The following is a 20,076-nucleotide window of genomic DNA, read 5'->3' on the forward strand; positions in this document are numbered from 1 at the left end:
AAGCCAATACGGGTAAAGCCCGTATTGGCTACTTCAAACTATTCTTTTATTTCGTATAATCAAGAAGCTCGATAATCAGCGTCACGGCTTCTGCCCGAGTCGCGACTTGCTGTGGAGCGAAACGGTTATTGCCCACACCGCCCACAAGTCCTGCATCGACTGCCGCCGCTATATATGGGAGTGCCCAAGCCGGGATATCCTTCGTATCCGTAAAGTTCAGCTTCGCTGCAGAATCGGTGCTGATTCCGCTGGCGCGAACAATCATAGCAACGAGCTCTGCCCGGGATAACGGTTTATGCGGACCGAAGGATCCATCCTTGTAGCCGCTAATAATGCCGGTCAGGGCCGCCTGTGCTGCAGCATCCTTAGCCCAGGAAGGGATCTTCATCGCATCTGTGAATGTAAGCTCAGCACCGCTCGCGTTCAGTCCTAATGCACGGCCCAACATGGTGATGAATTCTGCACGCGTCACATGTTGATTCGGCCGGAAGGTTCCATCGCCATAGCCGTTCACGAAGCCCGCTGCAACAGCTTTGTCGATCGCTGATTTGGCCCAGTGCCCTGCAATATCTTTCAACGCTGGCGGATTCCCGTTACCTGAACCGTTACCTGAACCGTTGCCTGGGTTGCCGCCAGGCTGTGAGCCTGTGCCCGATCCGCTTCCCGGATCGGTTTCATTCTCGGAACCGGATCCGCTTCCCGTCCCTGAACCGGAACCTGGATTGATGCCTGAACCGGGGCTGCTCCCCGATCCCGGGTTGGATGTCCCAGGACCCGGATCCGGCGCCCCTGTACCCGGTCCTGGAGTTCCCGGATCAGGATTCGGCGTTTGCGCATCCTTCTTCACGATCCCGAATTGATCAATAATAAATGGCCGCGCTCCATTCAGGTTTTGATCGATTTCATACGTAACAGCTGTCAGCTTGCCGCCATCTATCGTAATGCCGACGAAATTTTGCACCTGGCTGCGTTTCGGACGCCGGCTATCGCTCGGATCCGGGCCGTATTTGGCCGCATGATTTTCTTCTGCAAGTTCGAACAGATTGTAGTAAGCTTCTCCGAGACTTGGGCTAGGGTTCTTATAATAAACCTTCGGACCTGCGGTTGCCGGAATCAAATAGATCGTACCGTCCGGATTTACGGAGTATTCCAGCTTCTGGCCGTTTAACATCTCCGTAATTTTCGCGGGCTCCGACGCGCTGCCATCCGACTTGATCGGTTTGGTACGGGCATAGATGTGATCATGACCCTGCAATACAAAATCAATGCCGAGCTCCGCCATTAACGGAGCAATTTTGGTACGGACGCCGTTAGCTCCCATAATATCGAAGTCCGTTGCATGGTTCGAAGTGGTGTAAGGACCTTTATGAATGTTGACGATCACCCACTCCGCCCCGGCTTTTTTCGCCTTCTGAACGTCCTTTTTAAGCCACTCTACTTGCTCGGGCGAGAAATTATCAAACTCAGCCGAATCCTCATTGGAATTCAGGACAACAAAATGCGCGTTGCTGTAATCGTAAGAATAATAAGCTCCGGTCTCGGTTGCTGAATGCTCCGGCTGCTGTACGTTGAAATGCTCTATGAAAGCATAGTTCTCGTCCTCATGATTTCCCGCGGAAGGCGCCAGCGTCGTATGGAGCAAGCTTTCCTGCGAGTGTCCTAACAGCCAATCCCATTGCTCTTCCTTGACGCCCTTGTCCACGAGATCTCCATTGTGGACGACAAATTGCGCTTCCGGAACGGTAGCGAGCGCCTTGGCAAGCGTTTCGGAGGAAAGCACGGCCTCATCCTCTTCCTTCGCCTGCGTATCGGCTAGATCAATAAACGTGAACGCTCCGCTCTCAGGCGCCGTCTGGAACGATCCGATGTCGCTCCATACGTTAAGAGACGCATCCCCTACCCGGAAATAGTAGGACGTATTGGACTTCAGCTTTGTCGCTTCTGCTTTATGCACAAGCTCCGCCGCCGAATTGGTAGAAGGAGCCGAACGCCCTTGGAACGATAACCCATTCGTAAAGTCAGGCGCGTCCGCAGACTTCTCCACCACCTGTAGGTCGCTGCCTGTCACCTGCTGGGACGTATACCAGGTAAAACCCTTGGAAGATGTAGCATCGCCGTGGAACGTAACCGTCACTTTGCTCACTTTTTCCTGAACTGGATCCGGTTTCGTCTCCTTCATAATTCCGAATTGATCCACAATGAACGGCTGCGCGTTGTATTGATTTTGGTCGATCTCGTACGTGACAGCCGTCAGCTTGCCGCCGTCGATTGTAATGCCCACAAAATTTTGTACATGTCCTCTGGCTAAACTGGTTGTGTCCCCATACTTACGGGCGTGGTTCTCTTCCGCAAGCTCGAACAAATTGAAATACGCGTCACCCAGCTCCGGCTTCTGGTTCTTGAAATAAACCTTGGCGCCTGCGGTGGCAGGAATCATGTAGATCGTTCCATCCGGCTTGACCGCATATTCGATGCTCTGACCATTCAGCGTCTCGGTGATTTTGGCGACATCTTCCGCGGTTCCGTCACGCTTGATCGGCTTTGTGCGCGCATAGATGTGGTCATGTCCCTGAAGCACCATATCGATTCCAAGCTCATTCATCAGGGGCGCGATTTGTTTACGCACGCCATTGGCGCCAATGATATCGCTGTCGGTAGCATGATTCGAAGTGGTGTAAGGGCCTTTGTGGATATTAACGATAATCCATTCTGCCCCTGCAGCTTTCGCTTGCTCCACATCCTGCTTCATCCAAGCTACCTGCTCCGTGGAGAAGTTCGCATATTCGGTCGAATTCTCGTTGGAGTTGAGCACGATGAAGTGAGCATTGCTATAGTCGTAAGAGTAATATGCGCCTGTCACCGTTGCAGCGTTATCCGGCTGCTTCACATTAAAGTGCTCATAAAAAGCATTATTCTTATTCTCGTGATTGCCCGCGGAAGGAGCGATCGTGGTATGTAAAAGACTGGACTGTGAATGGCCCAGCAGCCAGTTCCATTCCTGCTCCGATGTACCGTTCTCCACGACATCTCCGTTATGGACAACGAATTTGGCATCGGGGATGGTGGCCAGCGCCTTCGACAAGGTGGCCGCGGACAGTATCGCCTCGTCTTCTTCCTTTGCTTGCGTATCCGTCAGGTCGATGAATGAGAAGGCGCCACTGACAGGTGCCGTTTCGAAGGTGCCTATCTCGCTCCACAGATTCAGACTCTCGTCCCCAACTCTGAAATAGTAGGAGGTATCTGCTGCCAAGCCTGTCGCTTCCGCTTTATGAACATGTTCACCTGGAGAGTTCGAAGAGACGGAAGTCCGTCCGCTATACACCTGCGCTTGACTGAAATCAGGCGCACTGCCGCGATTCTCTACTACTTGTACATCGCTGCGGGAGGAACCCAGCGGCGTATACCATGTAAAGCCCTTCGCGCTTGTTGCATCTCCATGGAAGGTTACCGTAATTTTAGAGATGTCCAGCACCGGAGCCTGTGCTAACGCGGTAAGCTCCATATCAAAGTACAGATCCGAACTGCTGTCGCTCTGCTGGTGAACCTCGACCGCAATTTCGTTGTTGCCGTCCTGCAAGTACGTTTTGAGCGGCGCCGTCAGATCCATATCCCCATACACAACCGGAAGGTCCTTGCTGGAAGTGGCTTTCGCGGGGTACGTGATCTCCCCCTCAGGCATGCCCATACGTCTGATTTCATGACCATTGACGTAGAGCACGGCACCGTCATCAATGCCAAACGTTCCGAGAATCTGTCCATAAGCGTCGATTTGATCCTTGTTGACCTGAAGATTCGTGCGGAAGTAAGTCGTGCGGTGTTTGAGCTTTTTATCCGCACCGTAATCGACTACTGTGTTGAGCGGACCAAACTCCGCGGTTGCAATGCCGCTTCCGTTATCTTTATATCCGAATGGAGCTAATCCCGAAGCCCATGATGAATCATCGTAGGTGGCACGCCAAACGGTTGTTAAATCTTGTCCCTGATCAAAATACTTCCACTCGGCGTTACGCTGCAGAAGGATATCGGGTTGATCCTGCGCTGCGGCATCCGCCGTCGTCTGGAAACCGGTGCCTGCAAAGAATCCAAACACCAGTGCCGTCGATAACAGAATGGATAATAGCTTTTTGTACATGTGATTAATCATTTACTCTCTCCTTTTGTTATGTAAAAATGGGTCTGTGTCACCGCTACAAACAGCTCCAGCATAACAAAGGGGGATTAATGGCTTGTCATCTCTGCGTAAAACTTATGTAAATATTGACACTTACTCTTATTGCGCTGCCTGAATAACAAAAAAAAGCAGCGCGAGAAGTTCCTCTCACACTGCTTCATTGAACACGAAATCACTTAACCTTCCGATGGATACCTCAATCCCCACTGTGCCCGGATCTGATCCAGCAGCCTCATAATCGCAAGCGACTCGTCCAGCGGCATCACATCGCTCTCCAGCCGCCCTTCCAGCAGGCATCGTCCCACTTCGTAAGCCTCAAAGCTATAGCCCTTCTCTTGACGCTCATCCGTCACAACCACCGGCTCCTCGCCGTCAACATGCAGCGAAGCGGTTGTTGCATTTAAAAAGGATGGAATGTGAATATGCCCGTCGGTGCCATAAATATAAGCTTCATTCGTCAATCCCAGCCGGATCGCCCCGTTTAACGATGCCGTCTTGCCTGATTCATAGGATAGAATAACGGAGAACTGCTCATCTACGCCCGTCTCGCCGATATGCGCCGTACTCCAAATCTTCTCGGGCTCGGCTCCAAAGATCATGGCCGCAAACGACACCGGATAAATGCCCGCATCCAGCAGCGCGCCCCCGCCGAGCTCCAAATTCAGCAAACGGCCCTGCGGATTCCAGCCGCTCCGGAAACCGAAATCGGCCTTCACCAGCCGGACGTCGCCGATAAGACCGTCCTTCAGCCATTCGCGCACCTGCCGGATCGGCGGAAGGAAACGCGTCCACATGGCCTCCATCAGGAACAGCTTATGCTCGCGTGCTGCTGCGACTAACTCCTCCAGCTCATCCCCGTTGATCGTAAAGGGCTTTTCGCACAGAACGGATTTGCCTGCTTGGAGACACATCAGCGCATGGTCCCTGTGCATCGGATGCGGAGTCGCTATGTACACAACGTCGACATCAGGATCCGATACGAGCTCCTCGTAACTGCCATACGCCCGCGGTATATCGTATTTCGACGCAAACTCGCCTGCACTGCTGGCCGTACGGGAACCGACCGCCAGAAACTGAGCGTTGTCCACATATGCCAAATCGGCTGCAAACTGCTCCGCAATCCATCCCGTCCCCATAATTCCCCATTTGACCTTGCCCGGATTCTGCACCATAAAACTCCTCCTCTTCCTCTCCATGATCTGGCCTTGCCTAAAGCTTATAGAAGCTGTCCCGCTCCACCTTGCAAATTCGCAAGCCAAAGCTTTCATACCACTCGTTCTTGCCCCGTTCCTGGGCTACCTGATGAGCCGCGTTCTCCTTCCATAAACGTATGGACTCCAGGGAGTCCCAATACGAAACCGTGATCCCGAGACCCTCGTCCCGAGCGGATTCCACCCCCAGATAGCCGGGCTGCTGCGCAGCGAGCTCCGCCATTTTAGCGGACATCGCTCCGTAACCCCGGTCGCCCTCCGTTCGTTTGGACACAAAAATGCAGGCATAATAAGGCGGCTTCGGCGTATTCGCGTATTCCGTCATCCCCTTCCCCCTTTCCGGTTACTCAATAGGTGTAACTTCGGCTTACGTTCGTTCATTGATCCTGTATATCATTATATCGGAACTTCCGCCATACTTTAAACCTAAAAAAAAAGCCTCTCTCCTCTGCGAAGTTCTACAGTGGAGAGAGGCGGTATTCGCCTAAGCTTTACTTCAGCTTATTCAACAGATTATGGATGACCTGCGCGCTTTCCGCACGCGTGGTCAAACCTTCCGGTGCAAAACGGCTAGGCGTATGGCCCTGAACAAATCCGAGGGCATGCGCGGTTTCTACCGCTTCCCGAACCCAGTCCGGGGACTCGGCGAGATCGGCAAAACCGCTTCCCGCGCTGATGTTCTCCTGCTGCTGTTTCATCGCGTGGGCATAAGCGCGCACCAGCATCGCCGCCATTTCCTGGCGTTTGATCGGGGCGTCCGGTGCAAAACGGTCTTTGGCAGTTCCGTTCACGATGCCGAACTGGGCGGCTGCCGACACGGAATCGGCGTACCATTTGCCTGAAGCTACATCGGCGAACGGCGCAGGTTCTTCTGCCTTAAGATCCAGCAGACGAACCAGCATCGCGGCAAACTCTGCCCGGGTCACTTGCTGCGCCGGTGCGAAGCGGTCCGCGCTGACGCCTTCGATGAGCTGCTTCGCGGCCAAATCGCCGATGACCTCCGCAGCCCAGAACGAGGATTGAACATCTGCAAAGGTTTTCTCGTAATCCAGCAAACCGTAAGCACTGAAATGGCGGATTCCTGCGGCCATGCGGCCGTCTTTGTTTACACCGCCGATATACTCCAGCTCTCCGCTGTCGGATACATAGTACATGGAAATTCTTTTGCCATTAGCATCTGAAGATAACGGCAGTTCTAGCATGATCGGATGATCGAATTCGGTTAAGCGGTGGACTTTGCCATCCGCAGTCGTCAGTTTAAGCTCGAACTCCAGCATGGCTCCGGCTGCTGTCAGCTTAGCGCCGGAGACGCGGGAAGCTTGCGCGATCCGCTGCGTCATCTCGGCCTCCGTTAATGTGGCGGCACTCAGTTTTATCGTGCCCTTCTCAAGCTGGCCGGCATCTGCAAGGCCGCCCAGCTGGCGAAGCACTTCGGCCGGGATCGTTAGGGACAAATTCTTCGCTTCAAGATGGATTGAACCATCCATGAGTATGTCTGCTGCATTCCCTGGCAGCGTGATATCCGTAAAGTTTCCGTCCACCGACAAGCTCACTTGCCCGTTCGACAGTTTAGCTGCAAGCTCGTTGGCGGATAAGGTGATGCTGCCTGATGACGGCGGTGTCACGGGCGGCGTTACCGGAGGCGTTACCGGTGGTGTTACCGGCGACTCCGGTCCCGGATCGGGATTACCCCCACCCCGGGTAATTACCTTCAAATCATATTCCGACTTGAACCCTTCGTAGGTTGCCGAAATGACGGTCGCCCCTTCTACCAAAGCCCGTACCGAGCCCCGTTCATCAATGGAAGCTACGTCCGGCTTACTGCTCGCATAGGTGATGCCTTCGATTATACGCATACGGCTGCCGTCGGTATATACCGCCTCCGTTACCGTCTGGTCGGCGTCCCCGACCTTCAGCTCGGATTTGCCGCTTAGGCGTATCGATTCGATGCTGCCGTTTGGAATTCGGTCTACCGTAATACTCACATCTGTATAGACATCCGGTGCCGCCGTGCTGGTCGCTCTTACCACCGCGCTCCCCAGACCTTGAGCCGTCACGATGCCGTCTGCGGATACGCTGACGACGTCATTCGACGGTTCGGAATGGTAGACGGACCACACAACGGTTCGTTCCGCACCGCTCGGCTTCACATCAGCCAGTAACTTTTGGCTCTCGCCTACAGCTAGCGTCAGCTGGTTTGGAGTTACTTCAATCCGCTGCGGCTCCGGCTTCGTATCCGATTTCGTCAGTGTAAACTCGTCCACGACGCGTCCGCCAACCGTTTGGGTTACAAAATGAAGCTCGTCTCCCTTCACTTCCACGGAGGCATACATTTGAGTCTTCTCTTCGTCGACCACCTCATGCCAGCCCCGCTCCGTGTGGGAGTAGAATTTAGGACCTGACGATCCCGCCACGACGTAGGTCGTGCCCTTCCCGTCCGCGGCAATCTGGTTGTTCATCATCGGGTAGGAACGAATATAAATATGATCATGTCCGTTTAACACGAGATCAACGCCGGATTCCTCCAGCACCGGCGCCCATAGGCTCCGTACCTCGGCGGAATCGTAGATGCTGCCGTATGGACCGCGATGGAACATCGCGACGGTCCATTTCTTATCATTATTAGCCAGATCCTGCTGAAGCCACTTCTTCTGATCCTCCAGCTGATACTCGCTGTTCAGCATAATGAAATGAACGTCCTTGTAATCAAAAGAGAAGTTGGTTCCTTTCAGGCTGTCCAAGCCATTGCCCGGCTGGTTAAAGTGAGCCAGGAAGTCTCCGTTTTCCTTGGTCCCCATCACTTCATGGTTGCCGATGGCCGACACTAACGTCGTATTCAGGAAATGCTTCTGGGCTTCATCGAACCAATAGTTCCACTGCTCCTCCAGGAAGCCCTTGTCCACCATATCCCCGGCATGGACCATGAATTCGGCGTCCGGATGCTCGGCTGCCGCCTTGTCGATCGTATTCCCCCACAGCTCGAACTCCTTCGCAGTGGAGGCCTGGGAATCCGCAAAGTACAAGAATTTCGTTGTATCTCCCGCGAGCTCCGTAGTTTTAAACGAGCCCTCGGCACTATACTGGCCTTGTCCGTCACCCACACGGTACACATATTCTGTACCCGGCTCAAGTCCGGACGCCGTCGCTTTATGGACGCGGACCGTGCCGAGGTCCAAGGTATGGTACAGCTCGCTGTCACCATTGAACTTCTGGACGTTCGGCGCATCGAAATCCGTAAATTCGGACCGCTTGGCCAATTCCACGACAGTCCCTTCCGTCGCCGGGTCCGTGTGCCAGTTCAGCATCCGCGACGTGGTTGGATCTTCGCCCATGCCCACGCTGATGTTGAACGGAGTAGGACTTCCAGCCAGCGGCGATACCTTAAACTCCAAGGCCGGACTGTATTGATTTCCTTTCACTGCCTGCACGGTATACGTCTTGACCTGGGACGTCAGCGCCCCGGTCTTCAGGATTCCCGCCGCATCCGTTATTCCCACCGCTGCCGAGTCTGCCAAGATCTGTACGCCTTCAACAGGCTGCCCTTGGGCATCGGCAACTTCGAACACCGTTTCGTATCCCTCTACAATTCCTTCCTCATTCCAGCTCAGCGCATAATGCGTTGCGATCTGCGATTCGATCGGAAGACCGTAGAACGAGAATTCGGTATTGCCCGTATCGGTGAAGGATACCGCCCCGGACGTGAGCGCTATGATGCTGCTGCCGGCTGCGTTCTTTTTCACGTCGTACCGGATTTGGCCGATCCAATCCGTATCCTGCAGGGATGCGGTATGGATGTCCTTCCAGGTGACCCTCACCTTTCCTGTCGTAGCGTCAATGCTCGCGCTAACCTGGGATAGGCTCAGCTTGCCCCCCGGTATGAGCTCCAGATTCTCCACTTTGGTGGGATCGAATTGGAAATCGACATGACCGCTGCGAATTTGGGATGTCTTCACACCGCCGATATCCAGCGTGTAACTGCCGCCAACATAGATCGTTCCCGGCGTATCGTACACCACCTTGGCTGAGCCGGTATTTACGGTGAAGTTCCATTCCTTGGTCGTTTGGTTGCCCGACAGATCACGGACGGTGACTTTTGCTTGATGAACGCCATCGGCGAGCGGAACGCTCGGCGTGTAATGGATTCTTCCTTCCGGCGGATACAGGGTATGCTGCACCGGACTTCCATCCAGATAGAATCGGATTTTGTCCGGATCGATCATCGTCGTTCCCGGGTGTGCGACAGGATCATAGCCTGCATCCTCGGCATACACGGTAATGGTCGGCGTGTTCTCTGTAATCTCCGCACCGTCGGCCGGCGAGAATTTCTTCAGTACCGGCGGATCGATATCGTCGTTGGCCGGACCGTACAATGCGCGAATTTCGTCCACGTAGATGGCTCCGGCGTCTTTTTTCTCGTTATTTGTTTCCATATATCGTACAGGTGCGTCCATCACCAGCGGTAGGGTTCTTCCTTTGGGCACGGTCGCTTCGAGATACTTCCATCCCTTGAAATCGACGCCGACCGTCTGATCGGTAAAATCGAGCCCGATTGCACCTTTACTGTCACGAATTTGGGCACGAAGCCAGTGCGTGTTGCCATCCCCGTACACCCACATGCTGATCTTCTCGGGATAGCCAGGGATTTCGATATAGTCCGCGGTGCCTGTCGTCTCCAGATAAGCGCCGGAGGTGCCTGTCGTTCCGGTAAAATCATACTCCAGTTTCAAGGCACCATTCCCGGAACGAATATAGGTCTCATCGGTTTCAATGGATACCTTGGTCGACTTGAACCGCGCACCTGCGCTTGGTTTATAGCGGCTGAGGCCATTCTCGAAATCCTCGAGCATCACCGGTGGAAGCCCGACGTTCACTTCGATTGAGGTCTCGATTTGACCGTACTTCACGAAGATTTTGCCGCTGACGTCCTGCTTATCCGTAGCGGCAAACGTTCCATTGCCGTCAATCGTCCCGATATCGCCTTCGGTACGCCACTCCAAACGGCTATTGTCGGCCTGTACCACTTGACCATTGCGAAGCGCCGTGACCTTGAGCATCTCGGTCGAGCCGGAGGAGAAGGTCTTCACGGCGTCGGAGAACTTGAGCTCAGTCAGCTCATCAACGACTTCCAATGCGGCTTTACCCGTCAGATTACCGGATTGTACGGATACCTCGGTCAATCCAGGTTGGTTGCCTGCCGTAAACGTACCGCTGGCGTCGATCGTCCCATAGGCTGGGTCAACGCCCCAAACCGCGGCCTCCGTCATTTTCGCCGGATGCAGATTCTGATCCACGGCCGCCGTTTTGAAGGTAGCGGATGAACCGGTCAGCACTCTTTCCAGCGTGGGCGCCACAACAAGTTTATTCGCTGCTCCTTCAGGCGCCTTGTTCACCAGCAAAATGCCGTTGGCCGTTTTGCGTTCCCCGCCGTCCGACGGCGAGTTGAGCACCTTGCGCTCCGTTTCTCCCGACAGGCGGGCAACGAAGGTGGCCGAACCGCCTCCGTCCAGATTTAGTGCGTTCACTACACCAAGCTCCTGCAGCATTTCGCCAAGCTCGATGTAGTTAAGCCCTTCACTGAACCCCGGCTGGCGGCCATCAACCTCGAACAGCACAACGGAGCCGTCCGCTTTGGTGCCCACCACCGTTCTCGGGTGTACAGCCGGATCGGTATGCTGCTGTACGACGCCATCCTTGACCAGCATTACGGTACCGCCAATAGCCATCTTGACGTCCTGCCACTCGTTATCCAGCTGAAAACCCGCCGTCACTTCATCCCCTGCCTTCAGCCCGGCAAGCTTGCTCCGCTGCGAGCCCGAAGCGGACAATACCACTTGACCTTGGGCGATCGGCGAATTCCCCTGATCCTTAACAACAGAGACCACCTTCATCGTCAAGGTCTCCCCGCTGGCGACCCTGCCGCTCACGATATCCAGAATCACTTCGTCTCCCAGATTATTGGTCATCGTGGTGGCATTGAATTTTTCGGTATAAAGAACAAGTGCGTCCGTCCCTCTTAGACGGTTGATGGAGGACAGGCTGCTGGTGTTTCCGCCTATCGTCACGTTTTTCGTTAATTTCGGACTGCCGTACAGGCTCGTTCCGTCCTGTTTAATGCCAAAGGCGTTCCTGCCGCTGGGCGGATCCGTCAACAGCTCTCCGTCCCCCATGAACAATCCGAGCGGAATGCCGGTGGACATATCGTAGAAATCTCCGTTCACCGCCGCGATGACGCGATTGCCTGTCTTGTCGGCATCCGACGCCATTTTGCTGACTCCCTGCATGCCGTATACCTTGCCATCGGTGAGACCCGGCTGAAGCTCCAGATTTCCTTGCGATGGATCAAATTCCACCATATGGACCTTCTGCTCGCCGCTGCCTTTTTGCATATTCGCCCACGTGTATGTAGCCCCCGGCCCGATCTCCATCTGCCGCATATCAATGACCGATGCAGCGGCAGCCGCTGGGTCGGCAGCAGCAGCTTGTCCTGCGGGAAACAGCAGCGATAGAAACATCACACCGCTGAGCAGCGATGATATTCTCTTTTTGCTCCTTAACATGTACATGAATTCCTCCTTCTCTATGCTTGGACTCTGGTTCCTCTCGGTTGTAAGTCCGCTCATGAACGTAAGACCTACTCGGGAGTATAGCGCTCGCTTGTTAACTCCACCTCCAATCTGTGTTAAGACCGAGTTAACTCTGCCGGTATCGGCTTTACATTCAGTCATTAGCTGGAAGGGCTGCAAAAAAGTATGCTGCCAATTCGTATTTACCGCTTCCGACGAACGAAATTAACCCGTCTTCTTCCCTTCATCATATTGAAATTTTATTTTAAATTACAATACATTTTGTAAAATTTTATTTTATTTTTTCGGCAGGAATTTCCGGATGGGCGGCGTAAGCGCAGCTTTTGTCGAATGCGGGGAATGAAAACAAACGCCTCGCCGCCAGTTTCCGACTTATTTTTACGGCGAGCTTCCAAAAAGCGCAAAAAAAACAACCGCAGCTTATAGCCGCAGTTGTTTTCAAGATTCCCTATTATTTTTTGCTGACGTTGCCGTTGGCATCAATTTTTGCATTGAAGGAGAGTTTGTTCAGTTTCGCGATGATCTCTTTATTATACTTCTTGTCCATCAGATTCGGCTGACCTTGAAGAATCTTCACAGGCGTAATTCGGCTCGTGATCTTGGAGCCCTGAATCTCGACATGCACCATCATCGACAGCAAGGTTTTGTCTCCGCCCCGGGTGGAGCGGTTGAACACAAAGTTGCCAAGCGAATAATAAATCGGCTTGTTCTTGTAATATTCGATGCCCATCAACGTATGGCTGTGCGATCCGATAATGATGTCGGCCCCGGCGTCAATCATCTTCTTGGCCATCGTGCGCGCATATTCTTCCGGATAGTCGGCGAATTCCTGGTTCCAATGGATGTATACGATCGTATAATCGTTGGTTTTGGCCGACTTCTTAATATGGGTCAGCATAGGCTCCATCGTGTAGGCGGAGGCAGCACCCGGGTGGTTCTTGCCCGCAATCCAGGAATTGCCCGACAGCACCCGGCTGACGCCCAGCACCGCGACTTTCTTCCCGTTAATGTTCTGCACGTAAGGCTCGAAGGCCTCGTCTATATTTCGCCCGGCACCCGTATACCCGATCTTCTGGCGTTTCAGATGCGTGATCGTGTCCAGCATGGCCTGCTGGCCATAGTCCAGGATGTGGTTGTTCGCCAGCGTGACGCCGTCGATTCCCGCGTATACCAGGCCCTTGAGCGTGTCCGGCTTCGAACGAAAAGCAAAGGTTTTATCCGCAGCCTTGCCACGAATGGAGACCGGCGTCTCCAGATTGGCAAACGCCATATCCGCCTTTTTCAAGATGGGGGCTACCTTCTTAAAAGGATATAGGTTACCGAATCTATCGATCTGGCTTCCCACATATCCGTCTAACAAAATGTCACCTGCAAACACGAGATTTATCGGTTTATCCTTCGACTTGTTGGCTTGAGCGGTTGTCCCTGCTGCCGAAACGATGCTGGCCGGGATCAGCATAACGATAACCAGAATGAGGCAAAATAATCTTTTCATATCCATGCCGCCTTTCCAAATAAAAATCCTGAGAAGCTAGTTATTCACCTCGTTTATCCTATCATAAATTGATATAAAAGGGTAATTATATAAAAGGAACCATTTAATAGAATTATGTAATGGTTTCTAACCAGTAGCCCTTTCAGCACTACGCATGCGGATTATTCTTCCGATCTCTGTTGCAACAAGATTATTTTCAAACGGATTACAAGTGGTGAAAATCCAGGGTCAAAGGGGACCGCTTCGCTTCTCCAGAATCATTCCGCCTTCTCCATTGAGGCATGTCAACATTCAAATCATTCAAATCTATCTTTTTCTATCCATAGTCTTAGACTTAAAATGCGGAGAAAAAGTTTCAAATTTTGCAAATCATATTGAAAACAATGTAAAGAACTTATATATTTAAACGTATCGTAAGTGTATCTTTAATTTTAATTACGTTTTGTAATATTCACACGAGGTTAGTCTTACATATAAGTAAAACTAAAGGAGCTGCAATCCATGAATATTCACGCTGCGGGCGAGAACTCAACCCCCATGATTGATGATACGGACCGCAAAATCATTGCAATTCTCGGAAAAAACGGGCGAATCTCGTACACGGATTTGGCCAAGGAGATCGGTTTGTCCCGCGTGGCCGCGCAGGCCAGGGTCAATGCCCTGATTGATGACGGCGTCATTGAGCGCTTCGCGGCCGTCATTAATCCGGAGAAAGTGGGGATTTCGGTGTCCGCTTTTTTCAATGTGGAGGTTGAGCCCAAATATTTGCAGCAGGTGGCGGACACACTGGAGAACGAGCCATATGTCACCAGCCTGTATCATATGACCGGTCCCAGCAAACTGCATATGCACGGCTTGTTTGCCGATCATAAGGAAATGGAAATGTTTTTAAACGAGAAGCTTTACCCGCTTCCGGGCATAACCAGCGTGGACACACAGATTCTAATCAAGCGCTATAAAAGCCGAATGGGCATCAGACTCTGATTTTTGACAGAAAGGACTCCTACCCTTGGATGATAAAAATAGCAATCCATACATGGAATTAACGTTCGGCATGTTCCGAACCGGCATACTTGGTTATGGCGGCGGTCCCTCCGTCATTCCGCTGCTCCGGCATGAGGCCGTCGTTCGTTACGGCTGGCTCAGCGACGATGAATTCGGAGAGGTGCTGGCTCTGGCCAATGCGCTCCCGGGTCCGATCGCCACGAAGATGGCCGCCTATCTCGGTTACCGGGAAAAAGGGGTGCTAGGCGCGGTGGTCTCGGTTCTTGCGCATATCCTCCCGACCTGCATCGCGATGATCGCGCTGCTGTCGGCGGTGACGTTCCTCAGCAGCTCCAAAATCGTGGCGGGCATGATTGCCGGCGTTACGCCGGTCATTGCGGTCATGCTGGGCACGATGGCTTACGAATTCGGCGAGAAGGCCGTGAAGGGACTTGGCATTTACGCCGGGATCGGATTTTTTGTAGTGTCGTTTCTCCTGCTGGAAAGCATCCAGATCCATCCGGCCCTCGTCATTATGCTGTTCCTTGCCTATGGCACCGTGCATTTTAGAACCGTAGCCAAACTCAAAAAACAAAGACGGGATAAGGAGGGGTCCGCCTAATGGAAGAATGGCTTCAGCTGCTGATCAGCTTTTTTGTCTCCAACGTGCTCGGCTATGGCGGCGGCCCTGCTTCGATCCCGCTCATGTATAAGGAAATCGTCACGAATCACGGCTGGCTGACCGACCCGGAATTCTCCAACATGCTTGCACTTGGCAACGCGCTTCCCGGGCCGATTGCCACCAAAATCGCCGCTTTTGTCGGGTACGGCGTATCCGGCTGGATGGGCATGACCCTCGCCCTCGCGGCGACGGTCATCCCTTCCGCGGTAGCGCTCATCTGGCTGCTGAATCTGCTGCAAAAATACCGCACGTCGCCCGTGGTCAAAGGCATGACCCTGCTGGTTCAGCCGGTCATCGCGATCATGATGCTGACCCTGACCTGGCAGATCGGCAAAAGCTCCGTCATCTCCATCGGCCTCCTGCAATCCCTCGGCATTGCCGCCGTCGCCTTCTGGGCGATGAATATCCGCAAAATCCACCCGGCGTTGGTGATCCTGGCCGCGTTCGCTTACGGGGGCTTGGTGCTGTCGCAGGTGGTATGAGGTGTTATAGTAGAAAACACTATCCCTGCCGAGAAATATCGGCATGACTAAAAGAGCGAGTTTGAGGGGCGTGCCCCCCAATCCTCGCTCTTTTTCATTTCCCCACGAGCAGAGAACTGGGGAATGAGCAGAAATTCACCTGTGAACCGGACGTCTGTCAATGGATCGCAATATCATTCCATATGTCCAAACTCCACTTGCTCCTTGGTCGTGAGGGCCTTGGCTCCCTAACGGACTCAGAATACCTTATTTCTCGAAAAACAGCACTTTTGTCGGGGGGAGCGGACTCAGAGGACCTTATTTGCCGTCTTACTCGGTTTTTGTACCCTTAATCCACACAATAGCGGATCTGGAGTCCGGAAGATGGTAAATAATCGCGTTATTACCTCTAATAACGGATCTACGGTCCGTTAAAAGCTGACATTAGTCTCTTGAGCGCTACTGATCTGCGATGAAACCTGCGTTTTCCCGTTAAGTAACCCCCAATCATGGCGACAGGGCACGACTTAGCCAAGGAGTAGACGACGAAATGGTGGGATCCGGTTATAGCCCGGCGTCCATCAGTGAACGGGGATGTCCCATTATATCTCCGTGTTCACCAGTGAAATGCCATGCCAAACATCCGATTATATCCCTGTGCTTATCCATGAAATGACGCCATTCCGCGTTATAGCCCAGCGTCCATCAATGAACTGGCGATGACTCGTTACATCCCTGCGTCCCTTCAACGAAATGGCGACACCCCGTTATATCCCCGTGCCCCACCAGCGAAATTAGCGACTCCCGTTATATCCCTGCACCCCATTAGCGAAATGCAAAACATCCGGTTATGTCCGACGGCACAAAAAGTGCCTGGAGTTCCCCCAGCTTCCCAACGAGCTGCCCGCAGCCTCCCATCACATCTGATATCCGATGCCGTCGTGATCATTTGCTTTAGGTGAATCTCGCTGCTCCATATGGCATTCTTTCAACCACCCGCCTATTTCCTCCCCATTACCACACCGATCTTGCCCTCATGAATCTCCACCTTGTATTTCTTCACCCGGATCCGGTCGCTGAACAGCGACTTGCCGGTCTGCAGGTCGAATTCCCAGCCGTGCCAGGGACATCGGACGATCTCGCCTGCCCGGCCGTATTCGTAATCGTATACCTCCGAGGGCAGCGTCGTACCGGAGACCAGTCCTGCGCAGATCGGCGCTCCTTGATGCGGGCAGTAGTTGAGTATCGCATGGTACTCTCCGTTGACCCGATAGATGCCGATTTCGCGTCCCTCGATGTTGACGACTTTGTGCTCACCCTCTGGAACGTCCTCCTCCGCCAGCACGTAATGTACCGCCATGCATGCACCTCCTTGACTTCAACCCCTGTTCATTGGATCTAATGGTTTTTCCCCCGTGCCCAGTTTATTGAATGAGTTTGCATTCACCTGTGGAGATTCATCCAGAGTAACCTAGTTACCTAGTCAAATCCCCATAACTTCCCGTAAATCGAGTTACGACACTTACCAGTCCACATCGTTATATTTATTAGTCCAAATAATCACTTCAACTTTGCTTTGTTCCATTCAAATAGTAGCCAAATCGTTGAGCTATGGAAGTTACTCATACACAGAGCTAATCCATTTTGTTGTACATTCATCGTTGACCAGCTTCAGTTATGCAAGCCTGATTCGATTATGCAAGCCCCCCTCGAACATGCATGCCTGCTTCGTCCATCCAATGCACCCTCGACCATGCAAACCTGATTCGTTCATGAGTATGCTTTCCATTAATCCAAACCCGCTTCCATCCACAACTCCCAGACATCATCCATTCCCTCAATCCAGCCGATACAGCTGCTTCGCATTCTCATAAAAGATCTTCCGCCGCGCTTCCGGTTTCAGGCCCCGCAGGACATGGCCCGGCGAGTCGAAGTCCCAATGCGGGTAATCGCTGGAATAGAGCAGCATGTTCTCGGCATCGATCATATTGAAGAGATCGATGAGATGCTGCGGATTATCCGGCTCCTCGATCGGCTGCGTCGATAAGTAGCAGTGATCCCGGATGTACTCGCTCGGCATTCTCGTCAGCCAGGGCACGGTTGCGCGCAGTGCCTTGTAATTTTTGTCCAGCCTCCACATCAGGCCCGGCAGCCAGGCTACTCCGCCTTCAACCAGAACGACCTTGAGGTTCGGATACTTCACGAACACGCCCTCGCACACCATGCTCACCAGATGCGCCATGAACATCTGGGAGAGGCAGGTGTGCCATTCGATGTAGCGTGACGGGTAGCCGGCCGCGGTGGGAGCCGTCGAGCTCCCGCCGCCTTCCGCTCCCGGATGGATCCCGACCGGTAGGCCGTTACGCGCCGCCGCTTCGTAGATCGGGTGATAGTGGCGCTGTCCCAGCGGCGACCTTGCCGCACTGGAGATCATCACCTCTACGATATCCGGATGGCCGCCGATCCTATCGATCTCGCGTGCCGCCAGCAGCGGGTCCTGGGTAGCTACCGCCATGGCTCCCTTAAAAGCTTTATGCTTGCCAAGCCACTCGGCGATCAGATAATCGTTATAAGCCGAGCATATCGCCGCTGCATAATCCGGATCATGCGTGGAGGAGATATTATAGACGACTCCCGTCAATACGGCATAGTCCAGATTGTAGCCTTCGATCAGCTGCTTGATCATATAATCGGGATCGGAGCCGGCCTTGCCTCCACCCGGAGGGATCGAGTCTTTTTTCATCACGCCGATCGGCGAGTAATACCCTGAGCCTGCATATCCGATGCCGGATGCCGCTACACGGGAGCGCCAGGGCTCCTGCAGATATGGCAGCAGCGCCCTGTCGTCCTGCTCGTTATGAACGTCGACATCGATGATTTTGGTATCGTCCATTGCTTAATTCCTCCCATCTCCATAAGGAATTACTTGCCGCCGTATGTGCGCGTATACGCGGTGTTATACATGGCAAGGAGTTCGTCGGAGCCGAGTTTCTTCGCTTGATCGATAAATTGCTGATAAGTGGAATCGTTGATCGGCGTTTTGCCGGTTACGAACTCCGTTACCTTCTGTTCGAGGAATTTGTTCAGATTGTTCAGCTTCGATTTCTCAAGCTCCAGCTCCTCTTCCGTCTTGACGATCTGCTTCGGTGCAGGGACGATATACTGCTCATACCTTGCATTGATATCCTTGCTCTTCTCGCTTAACCCGCGCTCCCACACTTCACGGGATTTGGCGTTGTTCAGCGTGATCAGGTCATACCATACGCCCCAGTCCTTGCGCAGCGCATTAAACGGAGACTCGCCGAACTCCTTGTTATATACCGCTTTGCCGTCCTCCATCGTATACGTTTTGCCTTCGATTCCTAAGGACAGATAATTCGTTCCCTCTTCGCTGACCAAATAATCGAGGAATTGGACGGCACGCTCCTTATCCTTCACTTTGGCCGATATCGCTCGGCCGACGGTGCCCACGACCGGACGGGAGAACTGATAGTTTTTGATGCCTTCGGCAGCAAAAGAAGGAATCGCGTCCAGCTCATACTCCGCCGTCCCGGCCCCCCTCGCCTTGGCGACCAGGGATTCCAGATCCGCCTTCCAGAAAAACGTCACCAAGGATTTGCCCGTCAGGATGCGCTCCTCCCACTGCGCTTGCGTCAGCAGCGAGAATTCCGGATCCAGCAATTTTTCCGCATACAGCTTATTCAGGTACACCAGCATATCCTGATAATTCTCATGATACGGCGCGAATGCGTATTGATCCGTGGTTGGATCCAGGTTGTAGAAACCGCTGATGCCGGTAAAGATACGCCCGAAGGTCGTATACAGCCCCGTGTCGCCTACGATCGCGTTCGATATGAGCGGATAGGAGCCCGGCACCTTTTCTTTCAACGTTTTCAGATATTGATAAAATTCATCCACGGTGGTTGGCGCCTGTATCCCGTGCTGATCCATGATGTCCTTGCGGGCATACCAGATAAAGTTGAAGCCCTTGCCTTCCGCATCCCCTTCCAGGACAGGTACGGTATACAAGCCTCCGTCCGTGCCCGTTGCCAGCGCCTTGGCTTCCGGATATTTCTCGTAAAAGGCCTTCAGATTCGGTGCCCGATCCAAATAATCATTGAGATTCAGGAACACCTTCTCCGGCCCATGCTCCCTGCCGTCCTGCGTCGGCACCTGGATAAAATCCGTGGCGGTATTCGTGGCAATCATGATCTGCCTCTTCTCCTCAAGCCCTTCCTGGCTTACGATCTGGAACTTCACTTTGACGCCCGTCTTGGCCTCGATCTCTTTGAAAATCTCCCAGTCATCCCGAACCTTGCCCTCCACCCGGTCGTATACGAGCCATGAAAAAGTAACCGGTTTGTCAGGGCTTAACGTCCCCGAGTCGTCCTTGCCTCCGCCGGTGCAGCCCGTAACCAGCATCGCGCAGAGCAGGATCATGGCAAGCGCAGTTCTGAACCCCTTTTGCCGCATTCCATAACCTCCTTT

11 protein-coding genes are annotated in these 20,076 nt (G+C 53.2%); 3 read left to right on the plus strand and 8 right to left on the minus strand.

Going from position 1 to position 20,076, the window contains the following annotated elements; all coding sequences use genetic code 11:
- Positions 1 to 46: 46 nt before the first annotated feature.
- The 5 genes from HMPREF9412_RS02465 to HMPREF9412_RS02485 form a co-directional block, all read right to left on the minus strand.
- On the minus strand, positions 47 to 4,144 hold the full coding sequence (locus HMPREF9412_RS02465; RefSeq protein ID WP_009589725.1) for an S-layer homology domain-containing protein: 4,098 nt from the start codon (positions 4,142 to 4,144) through the stop codon (positions 47 to 49).
- A 203-nt stretch (positions 4,145 to 4,347) separates the two neighbouring features.
- Entirely contained in the window at positions 4,348 to 5,343 is a 996-nt protein-coding gene (locus tag HMPREF9412_RS02470; protein WP_009589758.1) for a Gfo/Idh/MocA family protein, read from the minus strand.
- Positions 5,344 to 5,380: 37 nt separating this feature from the next.
- On the minus strand, positions 5,381 to 5,707 hold the full coding sequence (locus tag HMPREF9412_RS02475) for an antibiotic biosynthesis monooxygenase family protein (RefSeq protein ID WP_009589747.1): 327 nt from the start codon (positions 5,705 to 5,707) through the stop codon (positions 5,381 to 5,383).
- 166 nt (positions 5,708 to 5,873) lie between these two features.
- Complete coding sequence (locus HMPREF9412_RS02480) at positions 5,874 to 11,939, minus strand: phosphodiester glycosidase family protein (protein WP_036671083.1); 6,066 nt, start codon at positions 11,937 to 11,939, stop codon at positions 5,874 to 5,876.
- Positions 11,940 to 12,417: 478 nt separating this feature from the next.
- Complete coding sequence (locus HMPREF9412_RS02485; RefSeq protein WP_009589743.1) at positions 12,418 to 13,461, minus strand: CapA family protein; 1,044 nt, start codon at positions 13,459 to 13,461, stop codon at positions 12,418 to 12,420.
- A 501-nt stretch (positions 13,462 to 13,962) separates the two neighbouring features.
- Here HMPREF9412_RS02485 and HMPREF9412_RS02490 point away from each other — a divergent pair.
- From HMPREF9412_RS02490 to HMPREF9412_RS02500, 3 genes are read left to right on the plus strand one after another with little or no spacing between them, the layout of a single operon-like run.
- Positions 13,963 to 14,445, plus strand: coding sequence for an Lrp/AsnC family transcriptional regulator (locus HMPREF9412_RS02490; protein WP_009589721.1), 483 nt, complete (start codon positions 13,963 to 13,965; stop codon positions 14,443 to 14,445).
- A 52-nt stretch (positions 14,446 to 14,497) separates the two neighbouring features.
- Positions 14,498 to 15,067, plus strand: a complete 570-nt coding sequence (locus HMPREF9412_RS02495; protein ID WP_009589734.1) for a chromate transporter — start codon at positions 14,498 to 14,500, stop codon at positions 15,065 to 15,067.
- A complete protein-coding gene (locus HMPREF9412_RS02500; RefSeq protein ID WP_009589696.1) occupies positions 15,067 to 15,609 on the plus strand; it encodes a chromate transporter in 543 nt (180 codons plus the stop codon). Before HMPREF9412_RS02495 ends, HMPREF9412_RS02500 begins: the two co-directional genes overlap by 1 nt.
- A gap of 979 nt (positions 15,610 to 16,588) precedes the next feature.
- Here the strand turns inward: HMPREF9412_RS02500 and HMPREF9412_RS02505 are convergent.
- The 3 genes from HMPREF9412_RS02505 to HMPREF9412_RS02515 form a co-directional block, all read right to left on the minus strand.
- Positions 16,589 to 16,948, minus strand: coding sequence for a Rieske (2Fe-2S) protein (locus HMPREF9412_RS02505; protein WP_009589727.1), 360 nt, complete (start codon positions 16,946 to 16,948; stop codon positions 16,589 to 16,591).
- 477 nt (positions 16,949 to 17,425) lie between these two features.
- Positions 17,426 to 18,481, minus strand: coding sequence for an amidohydrolase family protein (locus HMPREF9412_RS02510; RefSeq protein ID WP_009589714.1), 1,056 nt, complete (start codon positions 18,479 to 18,481; stop codon positions 17,426 to 17,428).
- 29 nt (positions 18,482 to 18,510) lie between these two features.
- Positions 18,511 to 20,061, minus strand: coding sequence for an ABC transporter substrate-binding protein (locus HMPREF9412_RS02515; protein ID WP_009589730.1), 1,551 nt, complete (start codon positions 20,059 to 20,061; stop codon positions 18,511 to 18,513).
- Between the last annotated feature and the right edge of the window lie 15 nt (positions 20,062 to 20,076).

The organism is Paenibacillus sp. HGF5, assembly GCF_000204455.1.
Taxonomy (GTDB): domain Bacteria; phylum Bacillota; class Bacilli; order Paenibacillales; family Paenibacillaceae; genus Paenibacillus_AQ; species Paenibacillus_AQ lautus_A.